This is a genomic window from Pseudomonas sp. Irchel 3A18, assembly GCF_900187465.1.
Lineage (GTDB): Bacteria > Pseudomonadota > Gammaproteobacteria > Pseudomonadales > Pseudomonadaceae > Aquipseudomonas > Aquipseudomonas cichorii.
Genome location: NZ_FYDI01000005.1, coordinates 388,550 through 407,057, shown reverse-complemented (window position 1 = coordinate 407,057; position 18,508 = coordinate 388,550). Strand labels below are relative to the sequence as shown.

General features: G+C 59.1%; 15 protein-coding genes and 1 pseudogene. 9 read left to right on the top strand and 7 right to left on the bottom strand.

Annotation, left to right across the window (positions count from 1 at the left end; all coding sequences use genetic code 11):
* The first annotated feature begins 103 nt into the window (after nt 1-103).
* A complete protein-coding gene (locus CKW23_RS12665; RefSeq protein ID WP_025259636.1) occupies nt 104-1,108 on the top strand; it encodes an alpha/beta fold hydrolase in 1,005 nt (334 codons plus the stop codon).
* Between the two features lie 53 nt (nt 1,109-1,161).
* Here CKW23_RS12665 and CKW23_RS12660 read toward each other — a convergent pair whose 3' ends face one another.
* Nucleotides 1,162-1,995 carry an HDOD domain-containing protein gene (locus CKW23_RS12660; RefSeq protein ID WP_095067669.1) on the bottom strand — a complete coding sequence of 278 codons (834 nt, stop codon included), beginning with the start codon at nt 1,993-1,995 and terminating at the stop codon, nt 1,162-1,164.
* 524 nt (nt 1,996-2,519) lie between these two features.
* Between CKW23_RS12660 and CKW23_RS27255 the strand changes: the two are divergent.
* From CKW23_RS27255 to CKW23_RS12620, 8 genes and pseudogenes are all read left to right on the top strand, one after another.
* Nucleotides 2,520-3,554 (top strand): annotated as a pseudogene (locus CKW23_RS27255) (cache domain-containing protein); the annotation flags it as partial.
* Nucleotides 3,555-3,647: 93 nt separating this feature from the next.
* Nucleotides 3,648-4,412, top strand: a complete 765-nt coding sequence (locus CKW23_RS27250) for a methyl-accepting chemotaxis protein (RefSeq protein ID WP_371856567.1) — start codon at nt 3,648-3,650, stop codon at nt 4,410-4,412.
* Nucleotides 4,413-4,534: 122 nt separating this feature from the next.
* Nucleotides 4,535-5,101: a phosphonate metabolism protein/1,5-bisphosphokinase (PRPP-forming) PhnN gene (gene phnN, locus CKW23_RS12650; RefSeq protein WP_095067668.1), complete on the top strand. Its 567-nt coding sequence runs from the start codon at nt 4,535-4,537 to the stop codon at nt 5,099-5,101.
* 157 nt (nt 5,102-5,258) lie between these two features.
* A complete protein-coding gene (locus CKW23_RS12645) occupies nt 5,259-6,080 on the top strand; it encodes an alpha/beta fold hydrolase (RefSeq protein ID WP_025259640.1) in 822 nt (273 codons plus the stop codon).
* Nucleotides 6,081-6,694: 614 nt separating this feature from the next.
* The gene (locus CKW23_RS12635; protein ID WP_025259641.1) at nt 6,695-7,990 is read left to right on the top strand and encodes a nitrate regulatory protein; all 1,296 of its coding nucleotides are present in this window, start codon (nt 6,695-6,697) and stop codon (nt 7,988-7,990) included.
* Between the two features lie 286 nt (nt 7,991-8,276).
* Nucleotides 8,277-9,611, top strand: coding sequence for a CmpA/NrtA family ABC transporter substrate-binding protein (locus CKW23_RS12630; RefSeq protein ID WP_025259642.1), 1,335 nt, complete (start codon nt 8,277-8,279; stop codon nt 9,609-9,611).
* 27 nt (nt 9,612-9,638) lie between these two features.
* Nucleotides 9,639-10,514 (top strand): nitrate ABC transporter permease, encoded by an 876-nt coding sequence (gene ntrB, locus CKW23_RS12625; RefSeq protein WP_025259643.1) that lies wholly within the window; start codon nt 9,639-9,641, stop codon nt 10,512-10,514.
* Between the two features lie 11 nt (nt 10,515-10,525).
* Nucleotides 10,526-11,335, top strand: coding sequence for an ABC transporter ATP-binding protein (locus tag CKW23_RS12620; RefSeq protein ID WP_025259644.1), 810 nt, complete (start codon nt 10,526-10,528; stop codon nt 11,333-11,335).
* A 53-nt stretch (nt 11,336-11,388) separates the two neighbouring features.
* Here the strand turns inward: CKW23_RS12620 and CKW23_RS12615 are convergent, their stop codons facing one another.
* The 6 genes from CKW23_RS12615 to CKW23_RS12590 are packed head-to-tail and all read right to left on the bottom strand — an operon-like array spanning nt 11,389 to nt 18,498.
* Entirely contained in the window at nt 11,389-12,288 is a 900-nt protein-coding gene (locus tag CKW23_RS12615; RefSeq protein WP_025259645.1) for an AEC family transporter, read from the bottom strand.
* A gap of 60 nt (nt 12,289-12,348) precedes the next feature.
* Entirely contained in the window at nt 12,349-13,869 is a 1,521-nt protein-coding gene (locus CKW23_RS12610) for an amidase (RefSeq protein WP_025259646.1), read from the bottom strand.
* Nucleotides 13,870-13,920: 51 nt separating this feature from the next.
* Nucleotides 13,921-15,093, bottom strand: a complete 1,173-nt coding sequence (locus CKW23_RS12605) for a M20 family metallopeptidase (protein ID WP_025259647.1) — start codon at nt 15,091-15,093, stop codon at nt 13,921-13,923.
* A complete protein-coding gene (locus CKW23_RS12600) occupies nt 15,090-16,517 on the bottom strand; it encodes a M20 family metallopeptidase (protein WP_025259648.1) in 1,428 nt (475 codons plus the stop codon). Before CKW23_RS12600 ends, CKW23_RS12605 begins: the two co-directional genes overlap by 4 nt.
* Nucleotides 16,514-17,500 carry an ABC transporter ATP-binding protein gene (locus CKW23_RS12595; RefSeq protein WP_025259649.1) on the bottom strand — a complete coding sequence of 329 codons (987 nt, stop codon included), beginning with the start codon at nt 17,498-17,500 and terminating at the stop codon, nt 16,514-16,516. The genes CKW23_RS12600 and CKW23_RS12595 overlap by 4 nt, the downstream gene beginning before the upstream one ends.
* Nucleotides 17,497-18,498, bottom strand: coding sequence for an ABC transporter ATP-binding protein (locus CKW23_RS12590; RefSeq protein WP_025259650.1), 1,002 nt, complete (start codon nt 18,496-18,498; stop codon nt 17,497-17,499). Before CKW23_RS12590 ends, CKW23_RS12595 begins: the two co-directional genes overlap by 4 nt.
* Nucleotides 18,499-18,508: the final 10 nt, after the last annotated feature.

Below are 18,508 nucleotides of genomic sequence, written 5' to 3'. Positions count from 1 at the left end.
CGTTAACACTATGAAATGTCTGCTTGCGTGACAGGAGCAAGTCTGTAGGCCAGCATGATGAATTCCCGCATGTTCATGCTCCATTTCCTACAGGAGGTTCTTTATGCGTGCTGCAAAGATCGCAGGTTTTCTCATGACACTTGCGCTGCCGGGTGCAGTGTTTGCCGAAACGCCCAGCTATGGCCAGCAACTCGAAGGGTTCGCCTATCCCCATGCCCTGAAGAAATTCAGCTTCCAGTCCCAGGGCCAGAAACTGGAAATGGGCTACATGGATGTCGCGCCCACCGGCAAGGCCAATGGCCGCACGGCCGTATTGATGCATGGCAAGAATTTCTGTGCCGCTACCTGGGAAGACAGCATCAAGGCACTGAGCGAGGCGGGTTATCGCGTCGTGGCGCCGGATCAGATCGGTTTCTGCACCTCCACCAAGCCTGGCTACTACCAATACAGCTTTCAGCAGTTGGCAACCAATACCCATGAGTTGCTGACCAGCCTGAAGGTTGACAAGGTTTCGGTGATCGGTCATTCCACTGGCGGCATGCTGGCTACACGTTTTGCGCTGATGTATCCGCAACAGACTGAAAAGCTGGTAATGGTCAACCCGATCGGCCTTGAAGACTGGAAAGCCCTGGGCGTGCCTTATCGCAGCATCGATCAATGGTATGAGCGTGAACTGAAGGTAACCGCCGAAGGGATTCGCCAATACGAGCAGAAGACGTATTACGACGGCCGCTGGAAGCCTGAGTACGACAAGTGGGTCGATATGCTGGCCGGTCTGAACAAGGGGCCGGGCCAGAAAGCGGTCGCCTGGAACTCGGCGCTGATCTACGACATGATTTTCACCCAACCGGTCTTCTACGAATTCCCGAAACTCAAAGTCCCGACCTTGCTGATGATCGGTGATGCCGACACCACAGCCATTGGCAGCGATATCGCGCCACCGGAGGTCAAGGCCCGGATCGGTAATTACAAGGTGTTGGGCAAGCAGGTTACCGAAATGATTCCGGGCGCCACCCTGGTCGAGTTCAAAGGCATGGGGCATGCCCCTCAGATGGAAGATCCGGAAGGCTTCAACAAGGCCCTGGTTTCAGGTTTGCTCCTGAAATAGATGCCAGGAGCGAATTCATTCGCGAATGAATTCGCTCCTGCGCGCGGAGGGGTTCAGGACAGCAGTTGTGAGAACGCCTTGTCTGCCTCCAATACCGCAGGCAGGCCTTTGAACAGGGCATCCAGGTCGATGCCCTCCATCAACGGGCCGCTTGCTGCCTTCTGTGCTTCAGGTGTGGCGCCGCCACCGGTTTCCAGTGCGTCGGAAATCACGATGGCCTGAGCCACGATGCGTGGCAGCGGGGCGTTGTCCGGTGCCTGGACCGGGTTGGCCTGATAGGCAATCGCCTGTTTGATGACATGCGGCAGATGCCAGCGGTTGGCAAGCTCTGCACCCACTTCCGGATAACCGAAGCCCAACTGCAGTGTTTCATTGGCTGCACGTCCTGCTGTCCCGGCCCTGGCGGCGTTGTTCAACCGTTCGGCCACTTGTGGCGCACCGGTCTGGATCAGCAGTTCACCAATGTTGTGCATGACCCCGCACGTAAAGGCGATTTCAGGATCTGCGCCGGTCTGCTTGGCCAGCATCCGGCAGATCCCCGCGACCTGGAAGCTTTTGAGCCAGAACGCCTTGAGATCGAAACTTGGCCCGGCCTTGAAAGCACCCGTCACTGCCGAGGCCATCACCAACGTGCGCAGGGTATTGAAGCCCAGACGCATGGCTGCGTCTTCGATACTGGATGATTCCCGGGAGCCGCGAAACCGTGCAGAGTTGGCCAGACGAAGTACCTTTGCGGCAATCACCGGGTCCTTCTCGATATTGCGGGCGATGCTTTCCAGGTTGGAGGAGGGGTTATCGAACTGCAGCATCAGGTCCTGGGCCACTTTGGGAATGCTGGGCAGGCTGTGCAAATCTTCAAACAGTTTTTCAAGAGTCATCGATGGCATCCTCGTACGTCGGATGATTCAACGATAGTCAGTTTTTTCCTCTGTGCACGTTTGCCGATGCATTGTGAGAGGTGCATCTCAGCTCTGGCACCCTGAGCACATCATCCAGGGTATTTACGATGCGATGAGCGGCGTTGAAAAAACTGGATAAAAAGTTTATGGCATGTTTATGGTCAAGTAAGGCATGTCCTTTTGAAAAGTATGTGCACTCGCCAGAATGATCATTCAAGTCGGATTGTTCGGCACTTTATTGACGTCATTAATGAAAAAATTAAACAGGAGACGTTTTCAGACAAGGCATTTTAAATAAATGCTCAAATTGTCATGGAAAATGCATGTGTGTATGATATCAATTCGCTCCGTTTCCGGAGCAAGCTGTTGCTGAAAGCTTTCTGGATTGCAGGCACCTACTGACATATCAGCGGTTTTTGCCAATCTCCCTGGTTCGTAGAAACGACACAGTTGTCAGGCTTTTCGGGTGATTGCTATTTCGCCGTTCCGGTTTCTGCAATGGAAGTATTCTCATGATTAAAAGTTTAGGTTTCAGCAAGAAAATTCTGCTGGCGGCTGCGTTGATTGTGGTGGTCGCGTTTAGTGCGTTTATTGTCATCAACGACTATCGACAACGCCAAACTTTGAAATCCAATGTCCTGTCCGAATTGCAACAGCTGGGCACTCTGACGACTCAGAATATTCAGACCTGGCTGGAAAGCCGTTCGCAACTGCTGCAGTCCATGGCCCAACAGATTGCTGTCGATGGCAAGGCCCTGCCTCAATTGCAACGGGCAATCGGCTTGCAGGCTTACAGCGAGAACTTCCAGCTCAGTTACTTCGGCAGCACCGAAGGCGTGATGTTTTCCATTCCGGCTGGCAATCGCGCCGCCGATTACGATCCGCGTGCCCGTGGCTGGTACAAGGCAGCGCAGAACGCGCCCGGCATCATCGTCACCGAACCTTACATAGCCGCTTCCTCGGGCAAACTGGTGGTCACCCTGGCGACACCGGTCAAGATCCAGAATCAGTTTGCCGGTGTCGCGGGTGCGGACATTTCCCTGGACAGTATCAGCAAGACCATCAACTCCCTGAATTTCGGCGGCCATGGTTATGCGTACATTGTCAGTGCAGAGGGCAAGATCCTGATTCACCCGGACAGCAAGCTGGTCCTCAAGAACATCAGCGAAGCCTATCCGAACAACACGCCCAAGATCGTGGCCGGTGTCAGTGAAATCACCTCCGGTGGCAAGACGGAGTTCGTCTCCTTCACGCCGGTCCAGGGCATTTCAACAGCGAACTGGTATGTCGCTCTGGTACTGGATCAGGAAGCGGCCTACTCGATGCTCAGCGAGTTCCGCACGTCGGCGATCACCGCCATGGGCGTGGTCGTACTGGTGATCATCCTGTTGCTGGGCCTGCTGATTCGTGTGCTGATGCAGCCATTGCACCAGATGGGGCGCGCCATGCGTGACATTGCGGACGGTGAGGGCGATCTGACCAAGCGGCTGGCCATTACCTCCCAGGATGAGTTCGGTGAACTGGCGCAATCCTTCAACCACTTTGTCGAGCGTATCCATACCTCTATCCGGGAAGTGGCTTCCACTGCCGGGCAACTGGGTGAAGTCGCAACGCGAGTGGTCAAGGCGTCCAATTCGTCCATGACCAACTCCGATCAGCAATCCAATCGTACCGAAAGTGTTGCCGCAGCCATCAATCAACTGGGCGCTGCAGCCCAGGAAATCGCCCAGAATGCTGCTCGCACTTCGCAACAGTCCAGCGATGCCAGCGACCTGGCCGGTGAAGGGCAGAGCGTCGTGCAGCAGACCATTGCTGCGATGAACGAGCTTTCGGGCAAGATCAGCGAGTCGTGCGTCAACATCGAGAGCCTCAATGGCAAGACCGCCAATATCGGGCAGATTCTCGAGGTCATCACCAGCATTTCCCAGCAGACCAACCTGCTGGCCCTCAACGCTGCCATCGAGGCGGCTCGCGCAGGTGAAGCGGGCCGTGGTTTTGCCGTGGTGGCCGATGAGGTCCGCAACCTGGCGCACCGGACTCAGGATTCTGCCCAGCAAGTGCAGACCATGATCGAAGAGTTGCAGGTCGGCGCCCGGGAAGCGGTCGTGAACATGACCGAAAGCCAGCGTCAGAGCGAGGACAGCGTGAGCATCGCCAACCGCGCCGGTGAGCGTCTGGGCAGCGTCACCCGACGTATCGATGAAATCAACGGCATGAACCAGTCGGTTGCTACTGCAACTGAAGAGCAGACCGCCGTTGTGGAGTCGATCAACGTCGACATCACGCATATCAACACCCTCAACCAGCAGGGTGTCGATAACCTGCGCTTGACGCTGGATGCCTGTAACCTGCTGGAAGAACAGGCCGCCCGTTTGCAACAATTGGTGGGAAGTTTCCGCATCTGACGTGTGAAACAGGGCTACTGAATATCCCCTTGAACGATTATCATCCGGCCAGTCTTTTACTGGCCGTGGTGTGAGCGCCCCACGGTCTGTCGTTACCCGCAACGTCTGGCGAGGGTGTTTTGATGGTGGGCAGGTTGATCTATCTCATCGGGCCGTCCGGCTCAGGCAAGGACAGCCTGCTGGATGCCGCACGGGAAACATTGGCCTTCAATGATTGCCGTATCGTGCGGCGGGTCATTACCCGTTCTGCCGAGGCCGTGGGCGAAGCAGCCCAGGCCGTCAGCGTCGAACAGTTCGAGACCATGCGCGAGCAGGGCGCCTTTGCCTTGAGCTGGCAGGCTAATGGTCTGCGCTACGGAATTCCCATCGAAATAGACCAGTGGCTGCTTGAAGGCCATAACGTGCTCATCAACGGTTCAAGGGCTCACTTGCAGCAGGCGCAAGTGCGTTATCCGACGCTGCTGGCGGTGCTGCTGACGGTCGATCAGCAGATCTTGCGTCAGCGTCTGTTGGCACGAGGACGTGAATCGGTCGCGGAAATCGAAGCAAGGCTGGAGCGCAACGCTTCCTTTGCCGTGAATGTAATGGCCAGCAATCCCTCGGTTTTCCTGCTGGATAACTCCGGCGAACTGCAACAGACCGTCAACACCCTCATTCGCTACATCAACAGCCAGCGCGAACCCGCCTGACCGAACCATCGGTCCACCAGGGCACATCCACACAAGGCTATGCCCTTATTACGGTCTAGTCTCAATTCCCACACCTTCGATGCGTCGATTGCGTATGACGTCGCGCGAATGTCGTCCTTGTTCCTGTCACTGCTGCATAACATGAGGATTGATGTTTATGGGCCTGTTGAAAGTCAAAGATGGCACCGAGATCTACTACAAGGATTGGGGTTCCGGGCAACCGGTAGTGTTCTCCCACGGCTGGCCGCTGGATGCCGATGCCTGGGATGCCCAGATGAACTTCCTGGGTCGGCTCGGCTACCGAGTCATTGCCCACGACCGGCGCGGACATGGCCGCTCAGGCCAGCCGTGGGATGGCAATGAAATGGACACTTACGCCGACGATCTGGCCGAGCTGTTCGAGGCGCTGGACCTGAAGGATGCGGTTCTGGTCGGTCACTCCACAGGCGGCGGCGAAGTCGCCCGCTATATTGGTCGTCATGGCACTGCACGGGTCGCCAAGGCGGTGCTGATTGGCGCAGTACCGCCGATCATGCTCAAGACTGAGGCCAATCCCGACGGGCTGCCTATCGAATTCTTCGATGGCATTCGCGAGAGCGTCACGGCCAATCGTTCGCAGTTCTTCAAGGAACTGGCGATACCTTTCTATGGTTTCAACCGCGAGGGCGTCGAGGCTTCTCAGGGCACCATCGATGCGTTCTGGGCCATCGGCATGCTGGGTTCTATCAAGGGCGAGCTGGATTGCATCAAGGCATTTTCCGAAACCGATTTCACCGAAGACCTGAAGAAGTTCGATATTCCCACCTTGATCCTGCATGGCGATGACGACCAGATCGTGCCCATAGCCGCTTCGGCTATTAAAAGTGCAGAGCTGGTGCGTGGTTCGGAGCTGAAAATCATCCCCGGTGCCTCTCATGGCATGTGTACGACATTGATTGATGAGATCAACGGCTATCTGCTGGACTTCATCAAGCAATGAGCCGTTCGCGAATGAATGCGCTCTCATCAAACAAGACGCAAGACCATGAATTAGAAAGTATTTTATGTAGGGTAAAAATGTTATCCGGCGTACATATCCATTATTGATATGTGCTGCTCCTACTGGTTCCGCCTTTACGGCGGCCCCCTTTTGTTTCGGCAAAAGGGGGAAAACCATCCGCTCCGGTTCGGCCCCGCCTTGGGGCGGGGTTCCCTCGCTCCGGCATTGCTCCGTGGGTACGCGCCGACGGGCCTTCCATGGCCCTGCGGCGGCTTGCTCGGCGTCCTGCCTCGCACCCCACTACGCAATACCTCCACTCGGCCGTCACCCACGTCGCAATCGGTGGTGTCTGGAGGATTTTTGCTCATCCCGGTAGGAGCGAATGAAGCTCCTACACAACAATCGTGAGAGCGCCGCAGAACGCGCCGTAAAGGCGCAAGGCGGCCTCAAGCCGAACCATGAACCTGGAAACACCTGCTCCTGTTTGCTGCGCGACAGCGCGGTGCCGAGGCGGCGGGTGATCTCCTGCAACCTCAAGCAACATACCTCTTTCGGATTGAGGCATGGACCCGCTTTTGCATGGAGACCCCGAACTCCACCCGTGAAGCTATTCCATGACTGATAAAAACATGCCCGCAGCATTGCGTTTCATGTTGGCTGCGCGCCGCAGCGAACTGGAAGGCCTGGAAGGATTGGCCTCCACTTGCCAGATGGTGACGCAGGTCGGCCAGCTGGTGCATGCCCTGCAACGTGAGCGTGGTTATTCCAATATGTATCTGGGCAGCGGCAAGGCCCATCACCTGACCCAGCTTGATGTACTGACAGCCGAGGCCAAGGCCATCGAAGCCCGGGTCCTGGACTGTTTCGAGCGTATTGATCTGGACGCTGCCAGTGCATCCGACCGCGCCCGGCTGTTCAACCGTATCGCCTATGTCATGCATGGCCTGGATGAACTGCCTGGCTTGCGGCGACGCATTCGCGAGCAGCGGCTTAAGCCTCAGGACGCCACCATGGTGTTGAGCCGTCTGATCGGTGGCTTGCTGGCGGTTGTATTCGAGGCCGCTGACACCGCCATCGACCCGGTGGTTACCCGCGTTCTGGTGGCGATGTTCAATTTCATGCAGGGCAAGGAACTGGCAGGGCAGGAGCGTGCCTGTGGCGTGGGCGGCTTTCTGGCGGGCTATTTCGATGCTGCAGCTCATGACCGGCTTCAACATCTGGTGCAGAGCCAGGAGCGTTGTTTCCAGACCTTCATCCAGTTCGCCGACGACGATGCCCGACGCCTGTGGCGCAATCAGGAAAGCAGCGATTGTGTGGCGCAGCTTGGGCGTTTGCGTGGCGTGGCGTTGAAAACCTCGGAGGCCGAGAAAGTCGATTCGATGCTGTCGGAGGTCTGGTTCGACCTTAATAGCCTGCGCATTGATGCCATGCGCGATATCGAGATCTACCTGGCCGATGGGCTGCTGGCCCGTTGTCAGGAGAGCATCAAGCAGGCTCGTGCCGATCTGGACAACCACCGCCAATTGCTCGCCCGTCTGGTGAGCCTGGAAGCTGAAGGCAGTGTCGATCAGGCGCGCCTGTTCAGTGTCCAGGCCATCGATCTGGACAGCACGCCAACCGATGGCCTGGGGCCGAACCTGGGGCGTTCGGTTCTGGATCTGTTGCAGTCTCAGACCCAGCGCCTGCTGAGCGCCAACGATGAGCTCGAAGAGGCACGACAGGCCCTCAACGAACGCAAGTTGATCGAGCGGGCCAAGCGCCTGTTGATGGATGAACATCAGTTGAGCGAAGGCCAGGCCTACGAGCGCCTGCGCCAGTCAGCCATGGAGCGCGGCCAGCGTATGGTCGACGTCTCCCAGACCCTGCTGGCCTTCGCCGCCGCTCGTCCTGCACCGCGCAAGCGTCACTGACCCTTGTGCACTTGCGCCGGGCAAGCGGTGCAGGTCGCGCCCCAGTAATGTGCGAAACGATCCCGAGGCGCACAGCGAGCCAGACACATCTTCGCTACAAGCCACGCGATTCGTGGTTGTTGCAGAGCTGGCATGCAAACTGCTTTACAGGTTGTGCAAGCCGGGTGCTTCAAGACGAAGACTGCGGCACATAAGCGAATTCCGGACAACGGCGTCCACACGTTCATCGGCAAAGGCCTGGAGCGTGTGTACGCCGTTTTTTTATGCGTGTTTTTGGGGGAGTGATATGGACGAGAAGCCAGATAGCCACGAGCAAGACAGCCCGGAAAATGCGCCTCGGCGGTCTTTCCTCAAACAGTCGCTGGGCTTGCTGGGCGGCGGTGCGGCATTGAGCATTCTGCCGCCAGGCTTGCAGTCCGTGGTCTGGGCTGCTGGCACCGATGGCCTGGAAACCACCAGTGCCAAGCTGGGGTTCATTGCCCTGACCGACGCTGCGCCGCTGTTCGTGGCTGACGAGAAAGGTCTGTTCGCCAAATACGGCATGACCGGTGTCGAAGTGCTGAAACAGTCTTCCTGGGGCACCACACGCGACAACCTGGTGCTGGGCTCGGCCAGTAATGGCATCGATGGTGCACACATCCTGACGCCCATGCCTTATCTGATCGCCGCAGGCAAGATCACCCCCAATAACAGGCCGGTGCCGATGTACATCCTGGCGCGCCTGAATGTGGGTGGTCAGTGTATTTCCGTTGGCAACGAATACGCTGACCTTAAGCTGGGCCTCGACTCGGCACCTTTCAAGGCTGCACTGGATGCCAAGAAAGCAGCAGGCAAGAGCATCAACGCCGCAATGACTTTCCCTGGCGGCACCCATGACCTGTGGATGCGCTACTGGCTGGCGGCCGGTGGCATCGACCCGAACAAAGACCTGTCGACCATCGTCGTGCCGCCACCGCAAATGGTCGCGAACATGAAGGTCGGCAGCATGGACAGCTTCTGTGTGGGCGAGCCGTGGAACGGGCAACTGGTCAATCAGAAGATCGGCTACACCGCCAACACCACCAGCGAAATCTGGAACAACCACCCGGAAAAAGCTCTGGCGTTGCGTGCCGATTATGTAGATGCCAACCCCAATGCGGCCAAAGCCTTGCTCAAGGCAGTGATGGAAGCACAGATGTTCTGCGATCAGCCTGAAAACAAGGAAGAGGTCGCCAAGATCTGCGCCAAGCGCCGCTGGATCAACGCACCTTACGAAGACATTGTGCAGCGCATGAAAGGCAACTTCGATTACGGCACCGGTAAGGTCGTGGAAAACAGCCAGTTCATGATGCGCTACTGGAACGAGTTCGCGTCCTACCCGTTCAAGAGCCATGACCTGTGGTTCCTCACCGAGAACAAACGCTGGGGCTACCTGCCGCAGGGCTTCGACAGCCAGGCGCTGGTGGACAAGGTCAACCGCGAAGACATCTGGCGCAAGGCTGCAGCTGAACTGAATGTACCGGCGGCACAGATTCCGGCCTCCACCTCGCGTGGTATCGAGAGGTTCTTCGATGGCAAGACCTTTGATCCGCAAAACCCGCAGGCCTATCTGGACAGCCAGACCATCAAGGCTTTGTCCTGATAGTGGCCACTCGCTTGGGAGAAATCGATGAACGCTGAAAGTAAAAGCTTCAAGGCCGCGGGAACGCCCGTGAGCGTTACCGGCAAGCCCGCCAGTCGCTGGCCTGCACGAATCAAGAACCTGCGTCAGTTCCTTGTGCAGGGTGTATTGCCACCGCTGGTGGTGGGCGCGCTGTTTCTATTGCTGTGGCAAATGCTCTGCAGCGGCAAGGGCGCGGCCTTGCCGCCGCCGACCCAGGTCATTCATGAAACCTGGGAACTGATCATCCATCCGTTCTATGACAACGGCGGCAATGACAAGGGCATGGCCTGGCAACTGCTCGCCAGCCTGCAACGTGTCGCTTACGGCTATACGCTGGCAGTGGTCGCCGGGATCAGCCTCGGGGTGCTGATCGGTCAGTCGGCCTGGGCCATGCGTGCACTTGACCCGCTGTTCCAGATCCTGCGCACCGTACCGCCACTGGCCTGGTTGCCGCTGTCGCTGGCAGGCTTCAAGGACAGTCACCCTTCGGCGATCTTCGTGATTTTCATCACTGCGATCTGGCCGATCATCATCAATACCTCGGTGGGCGTGCGCAACATTCCCGATGACTACCGCAACGTGGCCAAGGTCCTGCGTCTCAATGGCGTGGAGTACTTCTGCAAGATCATGTTGCCTGCTGCTGCGCCGTACATCTTCTCCGGCCTGCGCATAGGTGTCGGTCTTTCCTGGCTGGCGATCATTGCCGCCGAAATGCTGATCGGTGGCGTGGGTATCGGTTTCTTTATCTGGGATGCGTGGAACGCCTCGCGCATCAGCGACATCATCCTGGCGCTGATCTACGTCGGTGTCGTCGGGTTTCTACTCGACCGGTTGGTGGCCCTGATCGGTCATCTGGTCACTCGCGGCACATCGGCCGGTTAAGGAGCAAGCACATGAATGCGCACGACAAGTATCTGAGCATCGAAAACGTCAGCAAGACCTTCGAGCGTGATGGCGTCTCCAGCCAGGTCCTGACCGGCGTCAACCTGGAAGTGGCGCGGGGCGAGTACATCTCGATCATCGGCCACTCGGGTTGTGGCAAGTCCACGGTATTGAACATCGTGGCCGGGCTGACCGAATCCACCAGCGGTGCGGTAATCCTGGATGGCAAAGAGGTTCGCACACCGGGCCCGGATCGCAGCCTGGTGTTCCAGAACCATTCGCTGCTGCCCTGGCTGACGGTCTACGAGAATGTGGCGCTGGCGGTCGATAAAGTCTTCAAACGCAGCAAGAGCAAGGCCGAACGTCATGAATGGGTGCTGTATAACCTGGACATGGTCAGCATGAGCCACGCCCTGCACAAGCGCCCGAGCGAAGTGTCTGGTGGCATGAAACAGCGGGTCGGCATCGCCCGTGCGTTGGCCATGCAGCCCAAGGTCCTGCTGCTGGACGAACCCTTTGGCGCGCTGGATGCGTTGACTCGCGCCCACTTGCAGGACGAGGTGATGCGAATCCAGAGCGAATTGCAGAACACGGTGCTGATGATCACCCACGATGTGGACGAAGCGGTGTTGCTTTCCGACCGCATCGTGATGATGACCAACGGCCCGTCGGCGACCATCGGTGAAATTCTCAAGATCGACTTGCCGCGCCCGCGCAACCGCATCGCTATGGCCGATGACCCGCTGTACAACCAATATCGCCATGCGGTATTGAGCTTCCTGTACGAGAAGCATCGCAAGGTGGAGGCGGTGGCTGTTTAGCACCACTGCCGTGTAAGCGAATTCATTCGTGAATGAATTCGCTTGGCAGATGTTTAAAGCAGCGTCCCGATCCACATCCATAACGGCAATGTCCCCACCGACAGAAGGGTGGTCAGGCAAATCGCCGAGCTGGTTTTCTGGACGTCCGGCACGGTCCGGGCAAAGCCCAGCACATTGACCCCGGACGGCCCGGCTGCCATCAGCACCAGCACGGCCCGCGGCATGCCTTCGATGCCCAGCACGACACAGGCCAGCAACACCAGCAGCGGCATCAGCGCGAGTTTGGCGAAGGTGATACCCAAGGCCTCGGCGCTGGGTGTCAGCCGGTAGCTGGAAAGGTTGGCACCCAGCACGATCAAGGCGCAGGGCAGGGCAGCCTGGGCCAGCCAGGTGGTGAGGTGATCGGCCCAGTCGGGTAATGCCAGGCCGGACAGATTCAGCGCCACGCCCAGCAACAGACCAATGATCATCGGGTTCGCGAGGCTCGCAATCAATGAGCGCGAATTGAACGGCTCGTTGCCCGCAAAACTGTCGTACAGGCTCTGGAAGCTGAACAGCAACAGGCTGTGAACGGCAATCACGGTAAACAGCAGAACCAGCCCCGGATTGCCGAACAGACCGGCAATCATCGGAATGCCGATCAGCACGTTATTGGAAAAACTCGCCGTCAGGCCGAATGGCGTCGGGTGTCCGGCAAAGCGGTGGTTTACCAGATTGACCAGCGCAAACACCATCAGCGCAGGAATGAAGTAGGCCGCCAGTATCCGGATATCCAGACCATCGTGCAGGGGTGCCTTGGCCATGCCGGTAAACAGCACCATGGGCATGAACAGCTTGAAGGCCAGATTGCTCAGGGCCTTGGTGCTATCGGGAGTGAGTGTCTTGCGGCGTCCCAGCACGTACCCCAGGACGATCAACAGAAATATCGGCAGGATGGCTTGGGAAACGGCCACAGATTCAAGCTCCTTGGGGGATGGCCGGGCATTATTGCGCTGTTCGCCCGGCCATGCCTATCACATCGCCCCGATATCCGGCTTGAGCGTGCTCGATCCGCCATAGATGGGTGGGTGAGTGACGATATGGGTCAGGTCCACCGCCGAGTTCATCAGTTTTTGCAGGTCCGGTCGCGGGCGGGACAGGCGCGGGTCGCCTGCGGTGGCCTGTTCGAGCGCCTGGGCGCAGGCCATCAAGGCTGCATCGCCCCGGAAGCCGCCAATCATTTGCAGGCCGAACGGCATGCCTTTGTGGTCCAGACCACAGGGGATCGAGACGGCAGGGTTGGTGGTCAGGGTGATGGTGTAGCACAGCGCCAGCCAGCGATAGTAATTGTCCAGCGGCACGCCATTGACTTCACGCAAATACAACTCGGTCCACGGGAAAGGCGAAACCGGTGTGGTGGGGGCGAGGATCAGGTCGTAGCGCTCGAACTGCTGCTGGAAACTGCGGAAGATGCGGCTCTGTTCGCCATGGGCCTTGACGCAATCCTGCAACGACATGGCCGCGCCCATTTCATAGTTGGCACGGGTGTTGGGGCCGAGTGCGTCCGGGTCACGCTCATGGGCATCCTGAAGGCCGGCGACAAAGGCTTCGGCGCGCAAGACATCGAAGGTGCGATGGGCGCTTTCCAGATTCAGGTCGATGGCCTCGCAGGATTTGAACAGGTGCTTGAGGGCGTCGATTTTTGCCCGGAACACGGCGCGGATTTCGTTATCCACGGCGCAACTGCCAAAGTCTTCGCTGTAACCGACGCGCAACTGGCTCAGGTCGATGGAGCGGGGCGCAAACTCGTCGTTGCTGATGGCATAGCTCAACGGGTCGGACTGGCCCAGACCCGCCGATGCCCGCAATTGCAGCAAGGTATCGGCCACAGTTCGGCCCATGGGGCCGACCACTGAAATGGGAGTCCAGCCCAGTTTCTTGCGCTCGCTGGGCACCAGACCTGGTGAAGGCCGCAGGCCAACGATGCCGCACAGGGCGGCGGGAATGCGCAATGAGCCCCCGGTGTCGGAGCCGCTGCACAGCGGCACCATATCCACCGCCAGCGCAGCAGCCGAACCGCCCGATGAACCACCGGCATTCAGGTTTGGATCAAAAGGATTGCCGGTGGCTCCCCAGACCACATTGCGGGTGTTGGCTCCTGCGCCCATTTCCGGGACGTTGGTCTTGCCGACCATGATCGCTCCGGCGCTGCGCAGACGGTCTACAAAGACATTGTCACGGCTGGGCACATTGTCGCGAAACAGTTGTGAGCCGTAAGTGGTCAGTACGTCGGCGGTTTCTTCCAGGTCCTTGATGCCGATGGGCAGGCCATGAAGCAACCCCAGAGGCTTGCCTTGCATCACCGCCTGCTCGGCTTCTGCCGCTTCCTTGCGGGCGCGCTCGAAACAGGTGGCGGAAAAGGCATTGATCTTTGGGTTGAGGGTTTCGATTCGCTGGATGCAAGCGTCCAGCAGTTCGACGGGGGAAAGTTGTTTGTTGCCGATCAGGGTGCGCAGTTCGGTGGCGGGTTTGCTGAGCAGGTCGGAGTGAGGCATGGGGGCAGTCCTTGGAATAAGCGGTGGGCTTTTTCGCGAATAAATTCGCTCCTACGGCGTTGGTGTAGGGGCGGATGATTCATTCAGCGCCAGAATGGTCGCGACCAGTGCCTGGCCTCTTGGGACCAGGGTCGCCAGTTCCAGGTATTCGCGATCGGTATGCACCTTGCCGCCGACCGGCCCCAGACCACACAGGGTCGGGATGCCCAGGCTGGCGGTAAATCCGGAGTCGGCGCAGCCACCGGTGAATTCGCCTTCCACGATGAAACCCAATTCAGTTGCCTGTTGCTGATAGAGACGCAAGAGCTCGGTACTGTGTCTGGCTTCCATGGGCAGGAAGGTGGTGGCTTCCAGCAGACGGGCCGTTGTGCCGGGCAGTTCCTCTTCGGCGACGATGGCCTTAATGGCCTTGAGAATTTCATCCCATTGCCTGAGTTCCACAAAGCGCACATCGAGCTTTGCCGTGGCGCTTGGGGCGACGGTATTGCTGGAGGTGCCGCCGGACATCAGACCCACATTGGTGGTGATGCCTGCCGCATAGTCAGTCAAGGCATGCAGCTTGATGATCTTGTGCGCCAGTGCCTGAATGGCGCTGGCACCGTCGGCATGGTTGACCCCCGAATGCGCGGCGCGGCCGCTGACTTCGATGATCAGCGTGGCGCCACCTTTGCGGGCGCTGACGACATTGCCGCTGGCGCGTCCCGGTTCCGGGTTGAGCACGGCCTGGGCTGCACGGGCATGACGTTCAATATGAACACGGGCGCTGCCCGAACCGATTTCTTCATCGCCGGTATAGAGAATCTGTACCGGAAACGGCAACGGCGGCAGGCGTTTCAGGGCCTTGAGGGCGAAGCAGTTGAGCACCAGCCCGCCTTTCATGTCTGCCACGCCCGGGCCGTAGGCCAGTTTGTCATCGCGGGAATAGCCGCGAGTGGCGGTGGTGCCTTTGGGGAAAACCGTGTCGCGATGCCCCAGCAGCAGGACCGGCCTGCCCGGACCGCCCGGCAGTTCGGCCAGCAGTACATCGCCGAAATTCTCGACGGCGATGCGTTCGACGCCGATGCCATCGGCCTGTAGCTCGGCGGCGAGCAGTTCACCGACCGCATCGACGCCAGCCTTGTCGTAGCTGTTGGAGTCGGTGTCCACCAGCCGTTGCAATAGCGACTCCATGGCATCGTGCTGTCCGGCGAGCCATTGGGTGGCCAGCTTTTTAGCTTCATTCATAAGGCGTTCTCCAGTGCCTGATGTTCGCGGGTCAGGCGTTCAGCATCATTGCCCAGGTCCCAGAACAGACCGGTCATGATTTGCAGGCTTTCCTTGACCACCGGTGCCAGCAGGTGTTCGTTGGGAGCATGCTGCGAACACGCCGGGTACGAATGTGGCACCCAGACGGTGGGCAGGCCAAGTACTTCTGCAAACACATCATTGGGCAACGAGCCGCCAAGGTTGGGCAGCAACGCGGGTTTCTTGCCAGTGGTGGTGGTCAGCGAAGCAAGTGCCCATTCCACCCAGGGGCTGTCAGGCGACAGGCGAGTGGCGTTCATGACGTCGATCCGGCCTTGCTTGACCTCGACATTGCTGAAGCCATGGGCATCCAGATGAGCACGTACGGCTGGTATGAAGGTGGTGTAGTCGCTGTCCACCACAAAGCGCATATGGCAATGGGCAAAGGCCTTGCCGGGGATGGCGTGAACCGGAGCGTCCGGGTTGCCGGTCTTGAAAGCCAGCACGTCCAGGGTATTCCAGCCGAACACCTTTTCGCTCAGGGACAGGCCTGGCTCGCCCCAGTCCGGATCGATATCGGGGTCACCAGGACCGCCACCCACTTCGATATCCGCCAGCGCTTCACGCACTTTTTCAGGGATGGCCTTGGGCATCAGCCCGGCGACTTTCACCCGGCCCTTTGCATCGACCATGCTGGCGATGGCGTTGGCCAGGATGATGCCCGGGTTGGCCAGCAGTCCGCCCCAGTTGCCGGAGTGATGCGCGCCTTCGCGCAAGTCCACGTTCAGCTCGAAATTGAAGACGCCCCGCGAGCCGAGAAACAGCGTCGGTCGTGACGCCGCCAGACGAGGGCCGTCGGACGCAATGAAGATATCGGCCGCCAGCGCTTCGCTGTATTTTTCGCAAAATTCGCGCAAGCCGGGGGAGCCGTCTTCTTCGCCCATTTCCAGCAGCAGCTTCACATTAAAACCCAGCTTGCCGTTGCGAGCCTTCAGGGTCTGCTCCAGTGCGGTCAGATTGATCAGGTGCTGGCCCTTGTTATCCGCTGTGCCGCGACCGTACCAGCGATCCCCGCGTTCGACCACTTGCCAGGGCGACAGACCTTCGTACCATTGCGCGTCGTAACCGCGCACCACATCGCCGTGGCCATAGCTGAGCAGGGTTGGCAGGTGCGGGTCTTCAATGCGGGTGGCGATCATCAGCGGACCGCGTCCGGCCACCGGGTTTTCATGGATCTGCACGCTGAAGCCCAAGCGCTCCACATGCGGCGTGATGAACTCCTTCAGGTAGCGATAAAGCTCCGGCAAGCTGGCGGCTTCCTGGCTTTGGGTCGGGTAGGCGACGCTGCTTTGCAACAGGGCGAAGAAAGCGCCGTTGTCGAATTGTTCGCAGACGTTATCGATAGCGTTCGAGCGACTACTCATGAGGCTACTAGCTCCAGGGGTTGAGGGGTGTCGCGAAGATGGCAGCGCACGGTTCCGCCCTTGACGGAAACATTGGCCGGATAGTGCTGCTTGCAGGTGTCGCCGCTGCTTGGGCAGCGCGGATGGAAGGCGCAGCCGGTCGGGGGCGACATCGGGTTGGGGAAGTTGCCATGCAGGCCAAGGTCGGGAATGCCCAGATGCGGGTCGGGGGTCAGCACCGAGTCCAGCAGTGCCTGGGTATAAGGATGGCCAGGCTCGGAGAACAGCGATTCGCGGCTGCGCTCTTCGACGATGCGGCCCAGATACATCACTGCGACTCGGTCTGCCAGGTGTTCGATCACCGCCAGGTTGTGGCTGATCAGCAGGTAGGTCAGGCCGAACTCGCGCTTGAGGTCCTGCAACAGGTTGAGGATCTGCGCCTGTACCGAAACGTCCAGCGCCGAAGTGGGTTCGTCGCAGATCAACACATCCGGGCGCATGATCAGCGCACGGGCGATGGCCACACGCTGCCGCTGGCCACCGGAAAGCTGGCTGGGATAGCTGTCGATGACCCGTTTGGGCAAGCCGACCACATCAAGCATTTCTTCTGTGCGCTTGCGGCGTTCGGCCGTGTTGCCGATGTCATGCACGATCATCGGCAGGGTCACGATTTCGCGCAGGGTCTTGCGCGGGTTCAAAGAAGAGTAGGGATCCTGGAAGATCGGCTGGATGCGTCGCGCCATTTCCTTGCGGTCGGTGGCGGCCAGATGCTTGCCGTTGACCAGTACATCACCGCTGCTGGGCGGCAGCAGACCCAGCAGCATTTTCGCCAGGGTGCTCTTGCCGCAACCGGACTCGCCCACCAGCCCCAGTGTTTCGCCGCGCATCAGGCGCAGGGACACGCCATCCACGGCTTTCAGGGTGGCGGTCGGTTTGAAGAAACCGCGATTGATCTTGAATTCCCGACGGATATCACAGAGTTCCAGAGCGATATCTTTTTTCATGACAGTGCTCCTTCCCGGTGGAAGACGGTGGGCGTTGCGGGAGTGGCAAACAGGCAGCGGGCCATGTGGTCGTCGTTTTCCACGGGGGGGACGTGACTGGCGCAGGCTTCAATCGCTTGTGAGCAACGGTTGCGGAACGCGCAGCCTTGTTGTTCGCCTACCAGGCTCGGCACCAGACCGGGAATCGACCCCAGCGGCTGACCCGGTTGCGTGCGCCCCGGAATCGGGATACTGGCCAGCAGGCCACGGGTATAAGGATGCTGCGGGTTCTCGAACAACTGCACGGCGGGTGCCGTTTCGACGATTTGCCCGGCGTACATCACCGCAACCCGGTCGGCGATGCGGGCGACCAGCCCGAGGTCGTGGGTAATGAAGATCACGGCCATGCCGAATTCTTTCTGGATATCGCGAATCAGCCGCAGAATCTGCGCCTGAATGGTCACGTCCAGCGCCGTGGTGGGCTCGTCGGCGATGATCACATCGGGTTCGCACATCAACGCCATGGCGATGATGACCCGCTGGCGCAGGCCGCCCGACAATTGATGCGGGTATTGACGCAGGCGTTCGCCCGCATTGCTGATGCCGACCTTTTCCAGCATCTGCCCTGCACGCAACATGGCATCCTTGCGCGACACCTTGCGGTGGCGCAGCAGCACTTCGCACAGCTGATCGCCAATGCTGTAGGCCGGGTTCAGCGAGGTCATGGGTTCCTGGAAGATCATCGCCAGGCGGTTGCCCCGCAGGTCGCACATCTGGCGTTCGCTCTGGGTCAGCATATCGATGCCGTCCAGGCTGAGTTGCGTTGCGGTACGTTTTGCCTTGCGCGGCAGCAGGTCCATGAGCGCCAGGGACGTCAGGGATTTTCCGCATCCCGACTCGCCGACGATGCACAGCATTTCGCCGCGCTCGACATGGAAATCCAGGCCGCGAACGGCGTGCAGGGTTTCCTGGCCAAGGGGGATATCGACGCGCAGGTTTTCAACATGCAAGAGAGCCATGTCCGGATAT